This is a genomic window from Pollutimonas thiosulfatoxidans (assembly GCF_004022565.1).
GTDB lineage: Bacteria > Pseudomonadota > Gammaproteobacteria > Burkholderiales > Burkholderiaceae_B > Pusillimonas_D > Pusillimonas_D thiosulfatoxidans.
In genome coordinates this window covers 227,698-248,881 of the sequence record NZ_CP022987.1, presented here as the reverse complement: position 1 = coordinate 248,881, position 21,184 = coordinate 227,698, and the positions used below count along the sequence as shown (strand labels likewise).

Annotated in this window: 20 protein-coding genes; 10 read left to right on the top strand and 10 right to left on the bottom strand. The window is 61.7% G+C overall.

The genetic code is table 11. The features are described 5' to 3' along the window. On the top strand, positions 1-261 hold the full coding sequence (gene minE, locus CKA81_RS01180; RefSeq protein ID WP_128353658.1) for a cell division topological specificity factor MinE: 261 nt from the start codon (positions 1-3) through the stop codon (positions 259-261). An 80-nt stretch (positions 262-341) separates the two neighbouring features. Here minE and CKA81_RS01175 read toward each other — a convergent pair whose 3' ends face one another. The 3 genes from CKA81_RS01175 to ettA all read right to left on the bottom strand — a co-directional run bounded on the left by CKA81_RS01175 (position 342) and on the right by ettA (position 2,922). Next, a complete protein-coding gene (locus CKA81_RS01175; RefSeq protein ID WP_128356440.1) occupies positions 342-563 on the bottom strand; it encodes a glycine zipper 2TM domain-containing protein in 222 nt (73 codons plus the stop codon). 121 nt (positions 564-684) lie between these two features. Beyond that, positions 685-1,227 (bottom strand): isochorismatase family protein, encoded by a 543-nt coding sequence (locus tag CKA81_RS01170; RefSeq protein ID WP_128353657.1) that lies wholly within the window; start codon positions 1,225-1,227, stop codon positions 685-687. 21 nt (positions 1,228-1,248) lie between these two features. Then, on the bottom strand, positions 1,249-2,922 hold the full coding sequence (ettA, locus tag CKA81_RS01165; protein WP_128353656.1) for an energy-dependent translational throttle protein EttA: 1,674 nt from the start codon (positions 2,920-2,922) through the stop codon (positions 1,249-1,251). Between the two features lie 112 nt (positions 2,923-3,034). On the opposite strand from ettA, the gene CKA81_RS01160 reads away from it, so the two are divergent. Continuing rightward, positions 3,035-3,538, top strand: coding sequence for a hypothetical protein (locus CKA81_RS01160; protein ID WP_128353655.1), 504 nt, complete (start codon positions 3,035-3,037; stop codon positions 3,536-3,538). Positions 3,539-3,563: 25 nt separating this feature from the next. Here the strand turns inward: CKA81_RS01160 and CKA81_RS01155 are convergent, their stop codons facing one another. Both CKA81_RS01155 and CKA81_RS17405 read right to left on the bottom strand, forming a co-directional pair. Then, the gene (locus tag CKA81_RS01155) at positions 3,564-4,499 is read right to left on the bottom strand and encodes a glycosyltransferase family 2 protein (protein ID WP_128353654.1); all 936 of its coding nucleotides are present in this window, start codon (positions 4,497-4,499) and stop codon (positions 3,564-3,566) included. Between the two features lie 149 nt (positions 4,500-4,648). Then, the gene (locus CKA81_RS17405; protein WP_257791477.1) at positions 4,649-4,777 is read right to left on the bottom strand and encodes a hypothetical protein; all 129 of its coding nucleotides are present in this window, start codon (positions 4,775-4,777) and stop codon (positions 4,649-4,651) included. A gap of 147 nt (positions 4,778-4,924) precedes the next feature. On the opposite strand from CKA81_RS17405, the gene uvrA reads away from it, so the two are divergent. From uvrA to CKA81_RS01140, 3 genes are read left to right on the top strand one after another with little or no spacing between them, the layout of a single operon-like run. Beyond that, the gene (gene uvrA / locus CKA81_RS01150; protein WP_128353653.1) at positions 4,925-10,660 is read left to right on the top strand and encodes an excinuclease ABC subunit UvrA; all 5,736 of its coding nucleotides are present in this window, start codon (positions 4,925-4,927) and stop codon (positions 10,658-10,660) included. A gap of 10 nt (positions 10,661-10,670) precedes the next feature. Next, the gene (locus CKA81_RS01145; protein WP_128353652.1) at positions 10,671-11,354 is read left to right on the top strand and encodes an aminotransferase class IV; all 684 of its coding nucleotides are present in this window, start codon (positions 10,671-10,673) and stop codon (positions 11,352-11,354) included. After that, the gene (locus tag CKA81_RS01140) at positions 11,326-12,030 is read left to right on the top strand and encodes a glutathione S-transferase N-terminal domain-containing protein (RefSeq protein WP_128353651.1); all 705 of its coding nucleotides are present in this window, start codon (positions 11,326-11,328) and stop codon (positions 12,028-12,030) included. The genes CKA81_RS01145 and CKA81_RS01140 overlap by 29 nt, the downstream gene beginning before the upstream one ends. Here CKA81_RS01140 and CKA81_RS01135 read toward each other — a convergent pair whose 3' ends face one another. Further along, positions 12,031-13,434: a PepSY-associated TM helix domain-containing protein gene (locus CKA81_RS01135; protein WP_128353650.1), complete on the bottom strand. Its 1,404-nt coding sequence runs from the start codon at positions 13,432-13,434 to the stop codon at positions 12,031-12,033. Positions 13,435-13,473: 39 nt separating this feature from the next. Continuing rightward, positions 13,474-13,893: a DUF2946 domain-containing protein gene (locus tag CKA81_RS01130; RefSeq protein WP_128353649.1), complete on the bottom strand. Its 420-nt coding sequence runs from the start codon at positions 13,891-13,893 to the stop codon at positions 13,474-13,476. Between the two features lie 114 nt (positions 13,894-14,007). On the opposite strand from CKA81_RS01130, the gene CKA81_RS01125 reads away from it, so the two are divergent. After that, positions 14,008-14,652, top strand: a complete 645-nt coding sequence (locus tag CKA81_RS01125) for a VOC family protein (RefSeq protein ID WP_199287558.1) — start codon at positions 14,008-14,010, stop codon at positions 14,650-14,652. On the opposite strand, the gene CKA81_RS01120 is transcribed toward CKA81_RS01125, so the two are convergent. Beyond that, the gene (locus CKA81_RS01120; protein ID WP_128353648.1) at positions 14,649-15,473 is read right to left on the bottom strand and encodes a tRNA threonylcarbamoyladenosine dehydratase; all 825 of its coding nucleotides are present in this window, start codon (positions 15,471-15,473) and stop codon (positions 14,649-14,651) included. The two genes, CKA81_RS01125 and CKA81_RS01120, sit on opposite strands and share 4 nt — an antisense overlap. A 164-nt stretch (positions 15,474-15,637) precedes the next feature. On the opposite strand from CKA81_RS01120, the gene CKA81_RS01115 reads away from it, so the two are divergent. From CKA81_RS01115 to purU, 4 genes are read left to right on the top strand one after another with little or no spacing between them, the layout of a single operon-like run. Continuing rightward, on the top strand, positions 15,638-16,279 hold the full coding sequence (locus tag CKA81_RS01115) for a gamma-glutamylcyclotransferase (RefSeq protein WP_394342523.1): 642 nt from the start codon (positions 15,638-15,640) through the stop codon (positions 16,277-16,279). 35 nt (positions 16,280-16,314) lie between these two features. Further along, entirely contained in the window at positions 16,315-16,944 is a 630-nt protein-coding gene (gene pdxH, locus CKA81_RS01110) for a pyridoxamine 5'-phosphate oxidase (RefSeq protein WP_128353647.1), read from the top strand. Positions 16,945-16,959: 15 nt separating this feature from the next. Beyond that, positions 16,960-17,481 (top strand): flavin reductase family protein, encoded by a 522-nt coding sequence (locus CKA81_RS01105; RefSeq protein WP_128353646.1) that lies wholly within the window; start codon positions 16,960-16,962, stop codon positions 17,479-17,481. A 23-nt stretch (positions 17,482-17,504) separates the two neighbouring features. Next, positions 17,505-18,359, top strand: a complete 855-nt coding sequence (gene purU, locus CKA81_RS01100; RefSeq protein ID WP_128353645.1) for a formyltetrahydrofolate deformylase — start codon at positions 17,505-17,507, stop codon at positions 18,357-18,359. 22 nt (positions 18,360-18,381) lie between these two features. Here the strand turns inward: purU and ggt are convergent, their stop codons facing one another. Further along, positions 18,382-20,184, bottom strand: a complete 1,803-nt coding sequence (gene ggt / locus CKA81_RS01095) for a gamma-glutamyltransferase (RefSeq protein ID WP_128353644.1) — start codon at positions 20,182-20,184, stop codon at positions 18,382-18,384. After that, positions 20,181-21,080: a LysR substrate-binding domain-containing protein gene (locus CKA81_RS01090; RefSeq protein WP_128353643.1), complete on the bottom strand. Its 900-nt coding sequence runs from the start codon at positions 21,078-21,080 to the stop codon at positions 20,181-20,183. The genes ggt and CKA81_RS01090 overlap by 4 nt, the downstream gene beginning before the upstream one ends. Positions 21,081-21,184 lie beyond the last annotated feature (104 nt).

The following is a 21,184-nucleotide window of genomic DNA, read 5'->3' as shown; positions in this document are numbered from 1 at the left end:
ATGTCTTTCCTGTCTTTCCTCCGGGGTCAGAAGAAAACCTCCGCCAGCGTGGCGCGGGACCGTCTTCAACTGATCCTGATCAATGAACGGGGCGACGGCGTTACGCCCGACTATCTGCCCCGTCTGCAAAAAGAGCTCGTCGAGGTCATCTCGCGCTACGTGAAGATCAATCCCGACGACATCAAGGTCAACCTGGATCGCCAGGACTCGCTAGAGATCCTCGAGGTCAAGATCGAGATGCCACAGCCCGAGGGCCGCTAGGCCCAATACAACAAAGCCCCCGGAAAACAGTCCGTTTTCCGGGGGCTTTGTTGTTCTGCAACGGCCCGCAGGCCGGAGGCCTAACGGTTTTTGCCGACCTGGTCGCCGATGACGCCGCCGATGGCTGCACCGCCCACTGTACCCAGGACGCCGCCACCCGTGATGACTGCACCCGCCACGCCGCCTATGCCGGCGCCTGTTACTGCGCCCTTCTGACGACTGCTCATGGTGTCCCAGGACGAGCAGCCCGCCATGGCGAGAGCAAGAATACCGATAGCGCTGAATTTACCGACTGTTGTCATTTTCAATTTGATCTCCAAGAATGCGAGCAACGACCCACAGTACCCGATTCAATTTAAAAGTGGCAAGTTTTACAAAGCCCCGAGTGTGAAGTCGGGAAACAGTTGTATCCGGCCCTCGATTTCACTCGGCCTTGACCAGCGCAAGCACCTCTTTGAAGTGTGGATGCGCTGGGGTTTCCAGCCATTCGAACATGGCCATTTCGGCGGTGATCTGCTCAAGACCATAGTGTTCCCAGCGTTTGCAGGCCGCCGCACGGTCGGCTTCGCGGCGCGAGCCGATACAGTCAGTGACCAGGATGGGAGCGTAGCCCAGGCGGGCCAGGCCCAGGCCGGTTTGTAACACGCACACATGGGCTTCCGTGCCGATTAACAACACATGGTTGCGCCCCACCGGCAGCTCGGGCTGGAACTGCGCTTCGCGCGTGGCATCAAAATGAGTCTTGTGGATGACATGGTCGATGGCAGGCAGCAGTGCGTGGTCCGTTCCGCCTATTTTCTCGGCCCAATGCTCGGTCGCAATAACGGGGACACCCAGCAGCCGTGCTGCGGCCAGCAGGCGACCCGCCCTGGCCCGTAGTTGCTCGTGGTCGGCTACGGCCGGCAATAGCCGAGCCTGCATGTCGACCACAAGAACCATGGTGTCGTGCGTACTGAGTATCGGCATTTGGCGCTCCTGTTGAGTGGGTTATTTCAGGGCTTTATAGCGCAAACGCCTGGGCTTGGCACCTTCTTCGCCCAGACGACGCTTCTTGTCGACTTCGTACTCTTGATAGTTGCCGTCAAAGAACACCACTTCAGAGTCGCCCTCGAAAGCCAGTATGTGCGTTGCGATGCGGTCCAGGAACCACCGATCGTGGCTGATCACCATGACACTGCCGGCGAACTCGAGCAAGGCATCTTCGAGCGCGCGCAAGGTCTCCACATCCAGGTCGTTGGAGGGCTCGTCCAGCAGCAGTACGTTGCCCCCTTCGATGAGGGTTTTGGCCAGGTGCAGGCGCCCGCGCTCGCCGCCCGAAAGCTTGCCGACCATCTTGTTCTGGTCCGCTCCCTTGAAGTTGAAGCGTCCCAGGTAGGCGCGCGAAGGCATTTCGAAGCGCCCGATGGTGAGCAAGTCAGCCCCGTCGGAAATCGTGTCGAACACGGACTTATCGTCCGGCAGCGACTCGCGGGACTGATCCACAAAGGCCAGCTTGACCGTCTTGCCGATGTTGACGGTGCCCGTATCGGGCTGCTCGCGTCCGGCGATCATTCGGAACAGCGTCGACTTGCCGGCCCCGTTAGGGCCGATAATGCCGACGATCGCGCCGGCGGGCACCTTGAAGCTGAGCTTGTCGATCAGCAATCGATCGCCGTAGGCCTTGCTGACATTGTCGAATTCGATCACATCGTTGCCCAGCCGCTCTGCGACAGGGATGAAGATCTCCTGAGTCTCGTTGCGCTTTTGGTAGTCGTGTGACGACAGTTCCTCGAAACGTGACAGTCGGGCCTTGGCCTTGGCCTGGCGACCCTTGGGGTTCTGCCGCACCCATTCGAGCTCTTTTCTGATGGTGCGCTGGCGGGCGGACTCGGAGGCTTCCTCTTGCTTGAGCCTATCGTCTTTTTGCTCCAGCCACGAACTGTAGTTGCCCTTCCAGGGAATGCCATGACCGCGATCCAGCTCGAGTATCCATTCGGCGGCGTTGTCCAGGAAATAGCGATCGTGGGTCACACCCACCACGGTACCGGGGAACTTGCGCAGGAACTGTTCCAGCCACTCGACGCTTTCAGCATCCAGGTGGTTGGTGGGCTCGTCCAGCAGCAGCATGTCGGGCTTGGACAACAGCAAACGGCACAAGGCCACGCGGCGCTTTTCTCCGCCTGACAGCGTGCCGATGGCGGCATCCCAAGGCGGCAGGCGCAAGGCGTCGGCTGCGATTTCCATTTGGTGTTCGATGTCGTCCGACCCGGTGCTGGCCGCAGCCGCAATAATGGCTTCGAGTTCGGCCTGTTCACTGGCCAGGGCGTCGAAATCCGCATCGGGTTCGGCGTAGGCTGTGTAGACCTCGTCGAGCCGCTTGCGGGCACTGAAGAGGTCACCCAGCCCCTCTTCGACCGACTGGCGCACGGTATGGTCAGGATCGAGCACGGGCTCTTGCGGCAGGTAGCCGATCTTGATGCCCGGCATGGGGATTGCCTCGCCCTCGATCTCGCGGTCGATGCCGGCCATGATCTTGAGCAAGGTTGACTTGCCCGAACCGTTCAGGCCCAGCACGCCGATCTTGGCCCCGGGAAAAAAGGACAGAGAGATGTCGCGCAGGATCTGCCGTTTTGGCGGCACGATCTTGCCGACACGATTCATCGTATATACGTATTGAGCCATGGCAAGCAAAAAACCGGGAATTGATAAAGGCCTGATTGTAGGCCGTTGCCAGCAGTTCCGGGAAAGCGCGCCATGCCTTAAAATAACAGTCTTAATCACAGCCTGAACGCTCATGCCGACGCCCAACGACACCAACCTTGTCTTTACCGCCGACGAACTCGACCTTCTGGGACGCACCGCCGACTCCCTTAGCGCCTACATGGGCAAGCCGGTGCTGGCCGAAATCATGGACGCCGACGAAACCGGCTTTGAATGGGTCATATTCGGCGTGCCGCTCGACATCGAAGATCAGCCCGACGACTACGTAGTGGTCCAGATTGGCGGACCGGGCGCACGCCTGCTGGGCAGCACCGGCGGCCTGAATGTCGCCGATGGCGACGTCTACGAATGCGAGTATCTATGGGCGATCCAGCTGTCCGACCTGGAGGGCGTGCGCTACATCAAGGTAGACCAGGATGGCGACGAAGTGGCCTGGACGGATAACCTGGCCGAGGTCCTGCCGTTTGTCATGGCCGAAGACGCCATGGACGACGACGACGGCAACGACCTGGACGATGAAGATGACGACGACCCATACGATCTGGACGATCGGAACGAACCGCGCACCTTGCACTAAAGATATTGCCAGGTATGGTCGGGGTTCAGGCGCCCGCGGCGCGGGCCCTGTCACGCACATACAGCAAAGCACCGACTGGCCACATTAGCCCCACCAAGGTGCGCGCGGCGGTGCCTTTCAGGCGTCTGCCCTTGGGCAGCGGCTGCTTGCTGTGGCGCAAATGCAGCGAGAACCGGGTATAGCGCGCTGCAGCCATCAAAAAGGCCTGCGGCCGGTAACGGAACCAGGGCAGGCACTCGACCACGGTATCCTGGGCCAGCAGCCACAAGCCCATGGCGTGCTGCTGGCTTTCCTTACCTTGGCGCGACAACGAGTCCGCGCTGTCGTGGTACACGCGGAACACCTGGTTGACGAAGCGGGTCAGGTATCCCGCCCGGGCAATGGCGCGCCATACGAGGCTTTCGGGTACAAAACCGGCCACCTCTTCGGGGAAGGGGAAGGCCAGCAACACATCGGTGCGCAGGCAGCCGAACTTTTCGCCCCGGACATGATATTTGAAGGTCATGTCGAGGGCCGTGGCATCGAAGATATCGCGCGGATACATATCGCCCACGATGCTGCCATCCGGCCGGGCGCAGAGCCCGGTAATCGCTACGAAGTGCGCGCGCTCGGCGACGGGAATTTCGCGCCAGGCGCTTGCCATGGCATAAAGGGCGTTGGTGTCCAGACTGTCGTCGCTATCCAGAGCGACGACCAGTTCGCCACTGGCCTTGCGCACGCCTCGATTGAAGGCGGTTTTCTTGTGCTGGTTGCGCTGCCACATGTAGTGGATCGGAAAGCTGGCTTCCTGTTGCCAGCCCATGACCATGGCCCGGGTGTTGTCTGTTGAGCCGTCATCAACGATCACCCACTCGAAGTCCTGGAAGGACTGCTCGGTTAACGATGCATACACCCTTTCCAGTGTGTGGGCCCGATTATAGGTGGGCGTTACAACCGTAAAAAGATGGCGCCAACAGGACATGGTCGTTTCTTTTCTATCGTTATAGTTTGGCTCAGGCCGTCCATCATAGGACAAAAAAAATCCACAGACCGTGGATCTGTGGATTTCTTGCCAACCTTACTTACGGATACAACCGCGAGGCTTCCAGGGTTGTATCGACCGCGCGATAATCAGGCGCGTTTCACTTTTTCGAGCATCTTGAAAACGCCCTTGGGTGAACGAACGAAAAGGCGCTTGAAAGCTTTGCCCAAGCACCGGCGTTCCAGGGTATTACGACGCGTACGTTTGATTTCTGCCATGATGATCTCCGTGTTTCTACCATGCAAGGCTCGCTAAACGTGCGGGCCCTTTGAATTTAGTTAACCAGTAATTGTACTCCAATACTGACGCACCGCACAAAACCGGCCTGGCCGCACGCGCTGGATCATAACGATTATCATAAACGCATGAGCTCTCAAATTCGCATCTTTGGCGCCCGCCAGAACAATCTCAAGAATCTCAACCTAGACATCAACACCGGTGAGCTGCTGGTCATTACCGGCGTCTCGGGGTCAGGCAAAAGCTCCTTGGCTTTCGACACGCTGTATGCGGAAGGCCAGCGTCGTTACGTGGAAACCTTCTCGCCGTATGCGCGGCAGTTTCTCGATCGGATGGACAAGCCGCAAGTCGACCGCATTGAAGGCATCTTGCCGGCCATTGCCATCGATCAGGTCAACCCGGTGCGCAATTCACGCAGCACCGTGGGCACCATGACAGAGCTGAACGACCATCTGAAGCTGCTGTACGCCCGCCTGGGGCGTTTATATTGCCAGGGCTGCGGCACGCGCGTGCAGCGGGACAACCCAGAATCCATACAACAGCAACTGGCGGCGCGGGTCGGTCCCGAAGATCCGCGCCTGGTCATTACCTTTCCGGTAATCATCCCCGCCAACTATACCGAAGAAGAAGTACGCGGCTTTCTCGACCAACAGGGCTACACCCGTGTCCATCATGAAGAAACACGCCTGCATACGCCGCCGCAGCGAGCCACCAAAGGCAAGGGCAAGCGCGCCGCCAAAGCGGAGAAGCTCCGTGTGCTTCATGTGGTCCAGGACCGTTTCCGCTTCGGGTCGGCAGAACCACAACGCGTCATGGAGGCCCTGGATGCCGCCTTGAAGCAAGGCGATGGACACATCACCGTCTATGCAATGCCTGACACAGCCGAGCAAGGCGCGGAAGAAACCGCATGGCGCTTCAGCAAGCATCTGCACTGCGCGCACTGCGACATCGAGTACAGCACACCGCTGCCCAGCACCTTTTCGTTCAATTCTCCCTTGGGGGCCTGCGAGTCATGCCGCGGCTTCGGCCGGGTGATGGGCATCGATTATGGCCTGGTCGTTCCCGACGAAACCAAATCCCTGCGCGAAGGTGCCATCAAGCCGTGGCAAACGGCCAGCTATAAAGAATGCCAGGCCGAAATGGAGCAGTACGCCCCTGCGGCGCGCGTCCGTCTGGATACGCCATGGAAAGATCTGGACGAGACCGAGCAGCGCTGGGTGATCGATGGCACGCCCGACTGGAAAGGCGGCCCCAGCGCATGGAAGACACAGTGGTACGGCGCGCAGCGCTTCTTTGACTGGCTGGAATCACGCGCCTACAAGATGCATGTGCGGGTGTTGCTGTCGAAGTACCGCAGTTATACCCCCTGCCCCGCTTGCGGCGGCGCCCGTCTCAAGCCGGACGCGACGCTTTGGCGGCTGGGCAGCGACACGGCGCCGGAGCATGACGGCGGATACCCGCGCTTCATGCCGGTACACGCACGCTGGAGTCGCGAGCAGCTGGATGCCTTGCCGGGCCTGGGCATACACGACTTGATGCGGCTGCCCATCAGCCGCGTGCGCGACATGTTCGTGGATATCAGTTTCGGCACCGGCATAGACGCAGCCATAGACCTGCTGCTGGACGAGGTGCGCACCCGACTGAAGTTCCTGTGCGATGTTGGCCTGGGGTATTTATCGCTGGACCGCCAAAGCCGGACTTTATCCGGCGGCGAAGTGCAACGCATCAACCTGACGACTGCGCTGGGCACGTCTCTGGTCAACACCTTGTTTGTCCTGGACGAACCCTCCATCGGCCTGCACCCGCGCGACATGCACCGCGTCGTGCAGGTCATGCATCGGCTGCGCGCCAACGGCAACACCCTGGTCGTGGTGGAACACGACCCGCAGGTCATGATTGCGGCCGACCGCATCATGGATATCGGACCCGGCCCCGGCGAGCGCGGCGGCCAGATCGTCTTTGATGGCACGCCAACCCGACTACGCAACGCCCAGACGGTGACCGGAAACTATTTAAGCGGCCGCCTCCGCGTCGAAGCGCCACGCCCCATGCCAGTAGCCGACAGCACCCCCCGGCTGCTGCTGGAAGGCGTGCGTGCCAACAACCTGAAAAATGTGTCGGCCTCAATTCCCCTGGGACGGCTGGTCTGCATCACCGGCGTATCCGGCTCTGGCAAGTCCACCCTTATCCAGGACGTCCTGTATCCGGCCATCCTCAAACAGAAGGGTAGGCCCACCGAAGCCCCGGGCGAACATGATCGCCTGCTGGGCGCCGAACAACTGGCCGATGTGGTGATGGTGGACCAGACGCCCATCGGCAAGACGGCCCGATCGAATCCGGCCAGCTACGTGGGCGCTTTCGAGCCCATCCGCAAGCTTTTTGCCCAGGCCCCACTGGCGCGCGAACGCGGCTACACCACCGGCACCTTCAGCTTCAACACCGGCGATGGCCGTTGCCCCACGTGTGGCGGCACCGGCTTTGAGCATGTCGAGATGCAGTTCCTGTCGGACGTCTACCTGCGTTGCCCGGACTGCGACGGCAAGCGCTTCCGCCCGGAGATCCTCGAGGTGCGGGTCGAGCACCTGGGGCGCAGCGCCTCAATAGACGAAGTACTGGAAATGACGATCAGCGAGGCACTGGGCTTCTTTGCCGGCCTGCGCGATGTGCAATGGGGCTTGGCCCCGCTGGCCGACGTGGGGCTGGAGTATGTGAGGCTGGGCCAGCCCGTGCCTACCCTGTCGGGCGGAGAAGCGCAGCGCCTGAAGCTGGCGGGCCACCTTGCGGGCGCCGCGCGCAGCGGCATTTCCAGCGCCAAGGTCGCCAAGAAAGGCAGTCTTTTTCTTTTCGATGAGCCCACCACCGGCTTGCACTTTGATGACGTCGCCAGATTGATGCGCGCGTTTCGCAAGCTGCTGGCTGCCGGCCATTCCTTGCTGATCATCGAACATAATCTGGATGTCATCCGTGCGGCCGACTGGCTGATCGACCTGGGACCGGAGGGCGGCGACGCGGGCGGAGAAATCGTCGGTGTCGGCTCGCCTGAAGAGCTGATGCGCAACACTGCCTCGCACACCGGCCAGGCACTGACCGACTACACCAGCGCCATCGTTTACGAAGACAAATCGCAGCAGGCCCGGGTGCTGGCCGAGCCCACGACGCCGTATCTGGATCAGCCAGGCACGCCGTTGCAGACAGCGCTGCGACGCAAGCGCGGCACAACGCAAAGCATAGACATCGTCAACGCGCGCGAACACAACCTGAAAGGCATCAACGTCAGCATTCCTCGCGATACCTTCACTGTCATAACGGGGGTGTCCGGATCGGGCAAATCTACGCTGGCTTTCGATATTTTGTTCAATGAAGGGCAGCGCCGCTATCTGGAATCGCTGAATGCCTACGCCCGGGCCATCGTCCAGCCCGCCGGCAAACCCGACGTAGACGCCATCTATGGCATACCCCCAACAGTCGCCATCGAACAACGCACCAGCCGCGGCGGCCGCAAGTCCACCGTAGCGACCATGACGGAGATCCATCATTTCCTGCGCTTGCTGTATGTGAAGCTGGGAACACAGATGTGCCCGACTTGCCACGTTGCGGTCGAGCCGCAAACCACCGAACAGATCACCGCGCAGATCGCCACCCGCTGCAAGGGGCAGCACATAGGCATCCTGGCGCCCTTGGTGAGTGCGCGCAAGGGCTATTACACAGACCTGGCGAAATGGGCGGCGGGGCATGGTCACAGCCATTTACGGGTGGACGGCGAGTTCATTCCGGTTGCGCCCTGGCCGCGCCTGGACCGGTACAAGGAACACACCATAGAACTGCCCGTGGCCGACCTGGTGGTCGACCCCAAGGACGAGCCGGCATTGCGAACCGCAATACGCAGCGCCTTGCAGCATGGCCAGGGCAGCATGAGCATCCTGGTTGGCCTGACCGACAAGCAGGATGCATCCATCGACGAGCGGCGCGACGGCGCACCGAGCGCCACTGCACAACAATTGCATTTTTCGGTCAAGCGCGCCTGCCCCAGTTGCGGCACCAGCTTCCCCGAGCCGGATCCCCGCATGTTCTCGTACAACTCCAAGCACGGCTGGTGCACGGCCTGCTTTGGCACCGGCTTGCAGCTGGCCGGCTTCGATGCCGAACAAACGGGTGAGGAAACCGCCTGGAACGCCTGGTACGAAGGCAAGACGGAGACCTGCAGCAGTTGCCATGGCGAACGGCTGAACCCGGTCTCGCGCGCCTTCCTGTGGCGCGACCGCTCTATCGCCGAGCTGGCCGCCTTGCCCGTGTCGGATGCGCAAACCTTCTTTACCGGCGTGGTCAGCCGCGGACGCGAAGTGGAAATCGCCCGCGACATACTGACCGAAATTCGCGGGCGCCTGGACTTCATGCTGGAAGTGGGCCTGGGCTATCTGGCCCTGGACCGCGCGGCACCCACCTTGTCCGGCGGCGAGGCCCAGCGCATCCGCCTGGCCGCGCAACTTGGATCCAACCTGCAAGGCGTCTGCTATGTGCTGGACGAACCCACCATAGGGCTGCATCCGCGCGACAACCAGATTCTGCTGAACGCGCTCGCTGCGCTGGAAGGCAATGGCAATACATTGGTCGTCGTAGAGCACGATGAGGACACCATACGACGTGCCAGCCACATTATTGACATCGGTCCCGGCGCCGGTGTGCGCGGCGGCATGGTGGTGGCCCAGGGCACTGCACAAGACTTAATGGACAGCGCGGCATCGGTTACGGGCCGCTATCTGAAGCATCCGCTGCAACATCCGCTGCAGCCGCGCCGCCCGGTTCCAGCCGATACCCCCATGATTACCGTTCGGGGCGCGCATCTGCATAATCTGCACAATGTCGACGCCAGCCTGCCGGTCGGCCGGCTAACCGTCGTGACCGGCGTCTCGGGATCAGGCAAGTCCACCCTGGCCCGCGAAGTATTGCTCGACAACCTGGCGCCGGCCGTGTCAACACGAGCTGCACCAGTCTGGCGCGGCTGCGTGGACATAGCCGGATGGGAGCATATCGACCGTGTGCTCGAAGTGGACCAAACACCCATCGGCAAGACGCCCCGCTCCTGCCCTGCCACCTATGTGGGTTTTTGGGATGACGTGCGCAAGCTGTTTGCCGACACGCGTGATGCGCGCGTACGCGGATGGACTGCGGCGCGCTTCTCCTTCAACACCGGCGAGGGCCGCTGCCCGGTCTGCGAAGGCCAGGGCATGCGCACCATCGAAATGAGCTTCCTGCCTGACGTCAAAGTCCTGTGCGACGCCTGCCATGGAGAGCGATTCAATCGCGACACCCTCAACGTGACCTGGCGCGGCAAGAGCGCCGGCGAGGTTCTGCGTATGGAAGTCGACGAGGCCGTGGAGTTCTTTGCCGCGCACTCGCGCATCTCGCGCATCCTGCAACTGATGCAGGACGTAGGCCTGGGCTACCTGACACTGGGTCAGCCGTCGCCCACGCTGTCGGGCGGCGAAGCGCAACGCATCAAGCTGGTTACCGAGCTGGCCAAGGCAAGGCTCACGGACGGGGTGATCAAGACCGGCCGCGCCTCGCGTATTCCGCACACGCTCTACGTATTGGATGAACCTACCGTGGGCCTGTCCATTGCCGACGTCGAGAAGCTGATTCATGTCCTGCATCGGCTGGTCGCTGCTGGCAACACCGTCGTCGTCATCGAGCACAATCTGGACATCATTGCCGAGGCGGACTGGCTGCTGGACCTGGGCCCCGAAGGCGGCAATGGCGGCGGCAAGCTGGTGGCGCAGGGTTCGCCAGAACATGTCATCAGCAGGAAAGGCCAGTCGCACACCGGTACGGTGCTGGCCGACTTCATGAACTTTACTGCCAGATAAGGATGCCCGCGTGACGCCCGATGCCGTGCAACTGATCGAGACCCTAAGGGTCGACCCGGGCGGCGCCATGCCCTTGCTGGCCGGGCATCGCGAACGCCTCCGGGCTTCGTGCCAGGCCCTGGGTTTCCGGTGGCCCGCTGATTTGTTCGGTCAACACCTGCCGCAGTTGGCCAGTACGCTGGACCGCAATACCGGGCATCGTGTACGTGTGCTGGTCAGCCCCGACGGTTCCTACGACGTGCGATCCGGTCCGCTGGCCGCCACACCACAGCCCGTCAGCGTACGCCTGGCAACGACCCCCTTGCTCGCCAATCCATTCTGGCTACGGCACAAAAGCACGCATAGGCCCTGGTACCGTGCCGCGCAGGCTTGGCTGGAAGCGCAAGGCACGGTATTTGATGTGATTTACTGCAACGCCGAACACCAACTCTGTGAAGGCAGCCGCAGCAATATCTATGTGCAGGATGGCGCCGGGCAATGGTTGACGCCGGCACTGTCTTGCGGGCTGCTGCCCGGCGTGCAGCGCCAGGCCTTGCTGGAACAGGGCCTGGTCCGCGAAGCAACACTTACTAAAGTCGATCTGATCAGTTCCCCCGCCCTGCGTGTATCCAACGCCCTACGCGGCTGGCTGGACGCGCGCCTTTCTTCCTCCGAGGATTTTCCGCATGAACGACCTGCAAGCATTTCCCATTAGCGCCAAGTGGCCGGCCCGCCACCCCGACCGCATCCAACTGTATTCCTTGCCGACACCCAATGGGGTGAAGGTGTCGATAATGCTCGAAGAAACCGGGCTGCCCTACGAACCACACCTGGTCAGCTTTGAAACCGACGATCAGATGACACCCGAGTTTCTGTCGCTTAATCCCAATAACAAGATCCCGGCGATCATCGATCCGAACGGACCTGACGGCAAGCCCCTGCCCTTGTTCGAGTCGGGTGCCATATTGGTCTACCTGGCCGGGAAGTCCGGGCAGTTCTTGCCGCAAGATACGGCGGGCCGATACGAGACCCTGCAGTGGCTGATGTTCCAGATGGGCGGCATCGGCCCCATGTTCGGGCAGTTGGGCTTCTTCCATAAGTTTGCCGGCAAAGACTATGAAGACAAGCGTCCACGCGATCGCTATGTCGCTGAATCCCGGCGACTGTTGGGCGTGCTGGAAGAACGGCTGGCCGAGCGCGAATGGATCATGGGCGACGCCTATACGATTGCCGACATCGCGACCTTCCCCTGGGTACGAAACCTGGTTGGCTTCTACGAAGCCGGCGAGCTCGTCGGCTTTGAGGACTTCCGGAATGTCGCCCGCGCGCTCGATGCGTTCGTGAACCGGCCGGCAGTCGTCAAAGGCTTGAACATACCGGCACGGCCCTGATCAAGGCCTGGACATCACGACGGCGTCCACGATCAGGAAGGCCAACAGACTGATACCCAGCAAAGGAAGAAACCAGCCCAGCGACGCCGCCACGATCAACAAGGGCAGCCATACCCGCGCAGGCATATCGCGCAGCAATGCCAATACCCCTCGGGGTGCAGGCATTGCTGCGCGCTTCTGCGTGGGCCGCTTGCGCCACCACATGGCGTAGCCCCACACGATCATGACGATCAGGCACACCGCGAAGACAATCAGTATCAATTGATTCGCCACGCCGAACAAGGCGCCCATGTGCGCATCTATGCCCCAACGCGTTAACTTGGCCGCCAGCGGAAATTCATTGAAATAGGTCTGGTCGACCACCGACAGGTCGCGCGGGTCTATGGCCACGGCGTCTACCTGTGTAGGCCAGCTGCGGTCGATCTCCGTCACCGTCCATGCCTTGCCTGCGGCCGCAGGAGGACGGATCTCCAGCTTGTCGGCATCGATGCCGGCCTGGCGCGCCGCCAGCAATACCGTATCGAACATGGCTGGATCGGCACCAACCGACAGGGCGGCCTTGGCACCATGACCATGATGGGCATGCTCGTCGACCGGCATGGACGGCTTCTGATCGAGGGCGGTGGAGACGGAGGGCGTGCCCCAACCGTAATGGGCGCGCAGCACGGAAATATTGCCGCCTGCATGCTGCGACCAGGTGAGCCCCGTAACCGAGAAGAACAGGAAGCCGATCAAGGCCCAGGCACCCAGCGTACCGTGACGACGGCGCAGTGTGGCGCCGACTGCCGGTCGAACACCGGCAGCAGCACGCGCGCGGCGCCGTGCCGACCACCACAACACCAGTCCGCCCAGGGCCACGATCCATAGCCAGGATGCCGCCAGCTCGCTGTACAGGCGGCCTGTATCGCCCAGGTGCAATCCGCGGTGAAATTGATCGATCCAGCTGCGTATAGGCAGCACGCCGCTGGTGCCGTACACGCCCAGGTCGCCGCGCACCTCCGCCGTAGCGGGGTCGATGAAAATCGCCCGGCTTTCGGACGGCCCGGTATTTCTGGACACAAACATTACTCGCGTTGTCGTGCCGGGTCCGGCCGCTGGGCGGACCGCAAACAGGGTGCCATCGCCACCCACGATCTCGCTGGCTACCGCGACCTGCTCGGCCAAGGGCAAGGCTGTTCCGCTATTGGGGGTGTAAAGCGCGTGGCGATAGACGACATCCTCGATCTGAGGCGTCAAGGCATACAGCACGCCACTGGCGGCGGCAACCAGAATGAAAGGGCCGACCAGCAGCCCGATGTAGAAGTGCAGCCGGCGCAGCAAAGGCAACCAGCCGGGCTGCGCAAGATGTGCCCGCGCAGCATTGATGCCGTCGGCGTCCAGCGCCGGATTGGAGTTATTGGTCATACGTCACCTGAAAATGCAGAATTACGAAAAAGATCGGATTCAGGCAAGAACAGGTGGGGCGCGGGTAAGCGCATGGGGATAAACAGCGGCAGAAGGCGGGACTGCGTCATCGGCGCTGGGGACCGGCAGGGTCGGCGCCTGGGCCATCGCCAGCACGCTGGCGCAGACGACCAGCACCATGGGACAGGCCGACGCCAAGGTGCAGTATCCGCAAGCATCATGCCAGGCCGTCTGGCCGGAGCTTGATGATGTATCGTCCTCGTCCAACATCAGTGCAGGCACACCGCCCAAGCCCATTTCGGCATTCGGGGCCTGCCCGCAATACTGCGCTTCAGCCACCAAAGATGTATTGCCATGCGTCGCAGCCAGTGATTGGGAAATCACTGGCGTGATGCTCGACAGCAGCATGGCAAACAGCGCCAGCCAGGCTGCAAGGGATCGATATCGACGGCGGATCAAGGCAGGTCCTGCATGATTGCGTACGCAAAGGCGCCCATACTACTGCCGGCTCATCGCAGGCGTCAATGTTAATGCACACCAGCGATATACTGCCTTGTCATTCAAAGGAAGCCCATGTTGCCTACCCACCTCGATCATCTGGTCATCACGGCGCCCACGCTGCAAGCGGGGGCACGATGGGTAGAGGACGCATTGGGCGTTCCGCTGCAGGCGGGCGGCAAGCATCCCCGCATGGGCACACACAACCTCTTGCTAAGACTGGGCCACAACGTCTATCTTGAAGTCATTGCCATCGATCCCGATGCGCACGTACCCGACAGGCCCCGCTGGTTCGGCCTGGATGCCCACGCCGGCACCCGCCTGGCAACATGGGTGCTGCGCAGCAGCGACATCGATGCGACAGCGCAAGCCATGCACGCTGTTGCCGATGGCGTCGAACTCGGCGCTATCGAAACGATGACCCGGGGCGACCTGGAATGGCGCATCACCATCCCCAGCGACGGACAACCCGCAATGCAAGGCATTGCGCCTTCCTTGATCCAATGGGGCAAAGGCCCGCATCCGGCCAGCCGCCTGCAGGAAGCGGGATGCTCGCTGCTTGGGCTGCAGGCCTATCATCAGGATGCCGGGCGCGCGCGCAGCATGCTTGCATCGGCGGGCTTCGAGGGCGCTGTGGAACTCATTGAAATAGGGCCCAACGACACACCCCGACTGCAGGCCCGCATCCAGACACCATCAGGAATACGCGTGTTGGGTTAAGGGTAGCGCCCTGTCAATAGATATTGAATTGCCAGGTCGGCGGCCGCCATTCCCATGCTGGCGGTCACGGTAACCGCAGAGCCGTATCCGGCACACGACAAGCCCTGCAGGGCATCGCCAGCCCCGGGCTCGGCGCTGGCCGCTTGCCACTGTGTCGGCAGCACGACAGGCTGATCAAACCATAAGGCCCGGACATTCAATCGCGGAATACGCTTGCGGGGCTTGCCCGCCTGATCCGACGCGCGCGGATATCCGTGCTGGCGCCGCAGCGTGTTGCGCAGCTTGGATAAGAGCGCATCGTTGACGGCCAGGGAAAGGTCGCCCGACCGCAATGCCAGCGGCTTGGTCTTGCCGCCCGCACCGCCACAGACCACGATGGGCAACTTGCGGCGCCGCGATTCCAGGATCATTGCTATCTTTGCCGCCGCTTGATCCGTACAGTCGATGAGCAGGCTGGCGTCCGCTGCGAACAGCGCCTGCACATTGTCCGGTCCGACGAAGTCGTCGATCATGCCGACGCGGCAGGCGGGATTGATGCCGCGCAGGCGCTGGGCCATGGCAACGACTTTGGCCTGGCCTATGGTTTCGGTCAGGGCATGTAGTTGCCGATTGATATTCGATTCGGAAATGTGATCAAGATCGATAAGGCTCAAGGCCCCAACCCCGGACCTGGCCAACGCTTCCGCGCACCAGGAACCGACCCCGCCTATGCCTGCAACGATGACGTGCGCCCCGCCCAGGCGCGACAGGGCGTCGGCGCCATAAAGGCGTTCCATGCCACCGAAGCGGCGCAGGCTATCGATAGACAAGACATCGGACATTCTGTGGGGGTCTCAATAAGGCAGCGGTTGCGAACGGAAAGTGTACACGGCGCAGCGAACGCAGCACCGCCAAAAAACGACACTCTCATCAGGAGGGACCGCGGCGACGGGGACTGCCTTAAAATACACGCAGTCGCAACGCCTCATCCGGAACCGCTCCCAACGTGAACACCGTCTTCTCCCCCGACCCGCATTCCATGCCCGCTCCGGGCAGCTTCCGCCTGTTGACCGAAGCCGAGCGCCACGCATCGTTGCAGCAGTCGCTGGCCGGCTGGAAGCGCGACGAGGACGTCTGGGTATACGGATACGGCTCGCTGATATGGCGGCCCGAATTCGATTTCATCGAAAAGCAGCAAGCCTTGCTGCACGGATACCATCGCGCGCTATGCTTGTGGTCCCGGGTAAATCGCGGCACACCCGACCAGCCAGGACTGGTGTTTGGGCTGGACGCGGGGGGCTCGTGCCGCGGCGTCGCCTTTCGCATACCGGCGACCGAGGTTCCCACCACGATGGAAGCCTTGTGGCGCAGGGAGATGCCCAGCGGCGCGTATTTGCCCAAATGGCTTAGTTGCCGCACCGAAAACGGATCCATCACGGCCCTGGTCTTCACCATGAACCGCAACACCGACGCCTATGTTCGCGGATTGCCCACCGATCGGCTGCTGCACATCGTGCGCAACGCCCATGGCAGTTACGGCCCTTGCGTCGAGTATGTGCTTGAAACAGCACGCGCACTAAAGCAGTCAAATATTCACGACAAACGCCTGCAGGCGCTGGTTGGAGAGCTGGTCGCAAGCAACGGGTAAACTATTGTTTGTATCTCTTTAGCCTGCCGATCATCATGTCCGTTGCCGATTTGCGCCAAAATTACCAAAAGTACGAACTGCTGGAAGCGTCGATGGCCTCCACGCCGCACGAACAGTTCACGCTGTGGTTCAGTGAAGCCATCAAGGCCGGCGTGCCCGAACCCAATGCCATGACGCTGGCGACCAGCACGCTGGCCGGGCGGCCTTCCGCCCGCATCGTATTGCTGAAGGGCTATGACGAACAAGGCTACACCTTCTTTACCAATTACCTGTCGCGCAAGGGGCACGAGCTGGCAGAGAACCCGCATGCCAGCCTGCTGTTCTTCTGGCCCTCGCTGGAGCGGCAGGTGCGCATCGAGGGGCATATCGAGAAGCTGCCTGCTGCCGATTCTGACGCGTATTTTCAAAGCCGGCCTCTGGGCTCGCGTATCGGTGCATGGGTATCGCCGCAAAGCCAGCCCATCACGCGCGAAGAACTGGAAGCGCGAAATGTGGCGCTGACCGAATCACTTGGTGCAGCGCCACCCCGCCCTGAACACTGGGGCGGATATCGGCTAAGACCCAACTATGTCGAGTTCTGGCAGGGGCGGCCGTCGCGCCTGCACGACAGGCTGGTCTTCGCCCGGGAAGATGCTTCCTGGTCCCGCATGCGCCTGGCGCCTTGACCCGCCCAGGCCCCGATGACTGCAATACCACCCGACTTCGACGCCCGCTTTTTCCGCTCTGCCCTGGGCCGGTTTGCAACCGGCGTGACCATCGTTACGACGGAAGCGGCACCTGGTCAGCCACTGGGCCTGACCATCAGCTCGTTCAATTCGGTATCGCTTGATCCTCCCCTGGTACTCTGGACCTTATCGAAAAAGGCATCTTCCTTGCCGTACTTCCAGAAGGCAGAGCGCTATGTGGTCCATGTGCTGGCCGCTACCCAGCTGCATCTGGCCAAACGCTTCGCGCAAGGCGCGCAGGCGACCCGTTTCGCAGGCCTGGCTTTGGGCCGTGCACCCGGCGGAACACTCATGCTGGACGATCCCGACTGCGCCGCCTGGTTCGAGTGCTTCAACGTGACGCAGCACGAGGCGGGTGACCACCTGATTTTCATTGGACAAGTCGAGCGCTGTCACCGCAGCTTCCATCAGCCCCTGGTCTATCATGCGGGCGACTTTGACCTCACACCTTCTACCGAGCCGCTGTCCAGCAACTAGCCGTCAGCGGCCGCTTCAACCCCATTGCTATGAACGACTACATACTTACCTTGTCCTGTCCGGACCGCATCGGCATTGTCCATAACGTAACGGGATGGCTGCTGGACCAGGGCGGCAACATCATCGACGCACAGCAGTTTGGCGATCTTGAGACGCAGCGCTTTTTCCTGCGTGTGCATTTCGCCCTGCCGGGCCCAGCCGATATCGCCGCGCTGCAGGCCAGCTTCGCCTCGGTGGCCGAAGACTTCGGCATGGATGCGCACATCTATGACGCGGCACGCAAGGCGCGCCTGCTGATACTGGTCAGCCGCCAGGGCCACTGCCTGAATGACCTGCTGTTCCGCCAGCACAGCGGCCAGTTGCCGGTGGAAATCGCCGGCATTGCGTCCAACCACAACGATTACGCCGGCATGGCGCATTCCTACGGCATACCGTTTCACCATTTGCCGGTCAACGCGGACACCCGCGAGGCGCAGGAACAGCAAATACTGAATATCGTCTCGCGCGAGAACATCGATCTGGTCGTGCTGGCCCGCTACATGCAGATTCTAAGCAGCACTTTGTGCAAGGCGCTGTCGGGCAAGGCCATCAATATTCACCACAGCTTCCTGCCCAGCTTCAAGGGTGCGCGCCCTTACCATCAGGCGCATGCGCGCGGCGTGAAGATCATAGGCGCGACGGCGCATTATGTGACGGCCGACCTGGACGAAGGCCCCATCATCGAACAAGATATCGAGAGGGTGGACCACGCCATGAGCACCACCGACCTGACCCAGGTGGGCAGCGACGTCGAGTCGCAGGTGTTGGCGCGTGCGGTGCGCTGGCATGTGGAACACCGCATCTTGCTGAACGGACAAAGAACGGTGGTGTTCCGCTAAGGTCGCAAGAAAGCCAGGGCCTTCACTCGCCCATCGCCAGGCCTTCGCGGCGAGGATCCGCGCCGCCCTCCAGCCCTGACGGCGTCAGTACGATGCCATGCAGGCCGCTGGTGGCGTCGACTTCGCGAACCTCGTGGCCCATGGCTTGCAAACCTGCTGCCAAGCTGTGCAAAGAGGTGCCCCGCTCCAGCTCTGTATGGCGATTGCGACTGCCAAAATTAGGCAGGCTGATGGCTGCTTGAATATCCAGCCCCCAGTCCAGCACGCCAAGGATGGTCTTGGCCACATAATTGATGATGGCGGCTCCGCCCGGCGCGCCTATGGCCATCACCGGCTGCCCCTGATGCATGACGATCATGGGCGCCATCGAACTGCGCGGCCGCTTTCCCGCTTCGATGCGATTGGCAACCGGCCGGCCTTGCGCATCGACACTGGCAAATGAAAAGTCCGTCAGCTGGTTGTTGAGCAAAAAGCCGTCAACAAAGATCTTGCTGCCGAAAGCGGTCTCGATTGAGCTGGTCATGGAAACCACATTACCGGCTCGGTCGACCGCAACGACATGTGTGGTGGATGGCAGCTCGGCAGAGTTGTCCCGGCCGCGGACCGCCCGCATGCCCGCAGGATCGCCGGGCGGCATAGAGCCCTGCGATTTGGTCGGGTTTATTAATGCGGCTCGCAAGGCCAAGTAAGAGGGACTGATCATCGCCTCTACCGGCACATCGACATAGGCGGGATCGGCCACATAGTAATCGCGGTCAGCGAAGGCCAGCCTTCCGGCTTCCGAGAACAAGTGGACGGCCGCAAGCGACTGAGGGGCCAAACTGGAAATAGGCGTATGCGACAGGATGTTCAACATCTGTATTACCGCCAGAGGACCCGAACTGGGCGGCGGCATGCCGCAGACCTCATAGACTTTGTAGGGTGCACACAGGGGCTCCCGGCGCAGCGCCCGATAGCCCGCCATGTCCGCGACCGTGAGGTCGCCGGGGACGGCATGCCGGGCGACAGCGGCCACGATGTCCTCCGCAATGCGGCCGCGATAAAACGCTTGCGGCCCATCTTGGGCGATGAGGCGCAAGGTCTGGGCCAGCGCCGGATTTCGCAGCCAATGACCAACAGGCCAGGCCCGCCCAGCCGGATCATAAAAATAGGCAGCCGCGTCGGGCTGGTCACGCAAGGCGTGGTTGGCCTCCAGCGACGTATGCAGGCGCGGCGTGACGGCGAAACCCTCTTCGGCCAGAGTGATGGCTGGCGCAAACAGCGATGCCCAGTCCATCCGCCCGTGATCGGCATGCGCGAGCGCCAGCGCATGCAACACGCCCGGTACGCCCACTGACAGACCGCTATGGACGGCGTCCCAGAATTCGATAGGCGCGCCCTCCTGCATGTAACGGTCCGCACGGGCGGCGGCAGGCGCTGTTTCGCGCCCGTCGTAAGTTTGCATGGTCTGACTGGCCTTGTCGTAACTCACAATGAATGCGCCGCCGCCTATGCCGGAGGACTGCGGCTCGACCAGGGTCAGTACCATTTGCGACGCGATGACGGCGTCTATGGCCGTACCGCCGTCGGCCAGGATCCGGGCGCCTGCCCGCGTGGCCAAGGGATGGGCGCTGACCAGCATGTAGTCCTTTGCGCGGACTACATGCCGAGCTACGCGCCCGCTCGCTGCTTCGGGAGCAATATCTTCCTTGAAGGCGGCAGTTGCGGCAGGCGCCTCCTGCGGCGCGCTGGCCTGGCCGTCAACGATCGGCCAGCCTGTACAGCCGGCAAGCACTAAAACGGCCAGCCATGCCGTCAGTGCGGTACCTTTGCCTATCAGCTTCATGCAGGACTTCCTATGGTGGGTATGATCTCGACCAGCCATGCTTCAAACGCCAACAGCGCTTCGGACCGCTCGCTGCTTGATGGATAACCAAAATAATAACTTTCTTGTACCGCAAGAATGGCTTGCGAGGGCATCACCAGCTTACCGGCCTGCAGGTCCGGCTGGACAATGAATCGAGGGATCAGGGCCACACCCAGGCCTGCCTTGACGGCCGCCAGCGTCATGGTGAAAAGTTCGTAGCGCGGGCCTGCGCTGATGGCGGGCAGGTAATCACGTTGCTGGGCCCGATACCACTCGCGCCAGGCGTCCGGCCGGGACGACATGTGCAAGTGGGTGAGCCCGTCCATGGCGTCCAGCCCCTGCTCCGCCAATAGCGACGGGCTGCATACCGGAACCATTTCATGCTCGTCGAATAACTTGATGCCTGCCGTCTGCGGCCAACGTTGGGGCGCATGATAGATCGCAGCATCGAAGGGTTGGTCCTTGAACTGGAACGGGAGCGTGCGCACGGACAAACTGACGGCGATATCGCCGTGCCGGCGCTTGAAGTCTGCCAGGCGCGGGATCAGCCAGGTTGTGGCCAGCGTCGGCAGCACCGCAATGTGCAGGCTGCGTCCTATGCCCGAGCGCGAGACCAGCCCAAAGGTGTCCTTCTCGAGCTGTTCCAGATGATGCCGCACTCTGCCCGCGTATTCGGCTCCGGCATCCGTGAGCGCCACGCGTCGCCGCACCCGTGTCAGCAACTGCACCCCCAAGCGCTCTTCAAGGCCGGTGACCTGCCGATAGACGGCGCTATGCGTCAGCGCCAGTTCTTCGGCAGCCCGGGAGAACGAGCCCAGCCGGGCGGTTGCCTCGAAAGCCTGTAGCGCCCCCAGATTCGGAATACCATGTCTCATGTAGCTTTGCCTTTGACCTGTGAACGGTAGAATACTTCTTCGCCTGCAATATCTTGCGCTTTAGGCAAGACATTGTGCAATTTTATCAATTGCGTTGTGCAGTC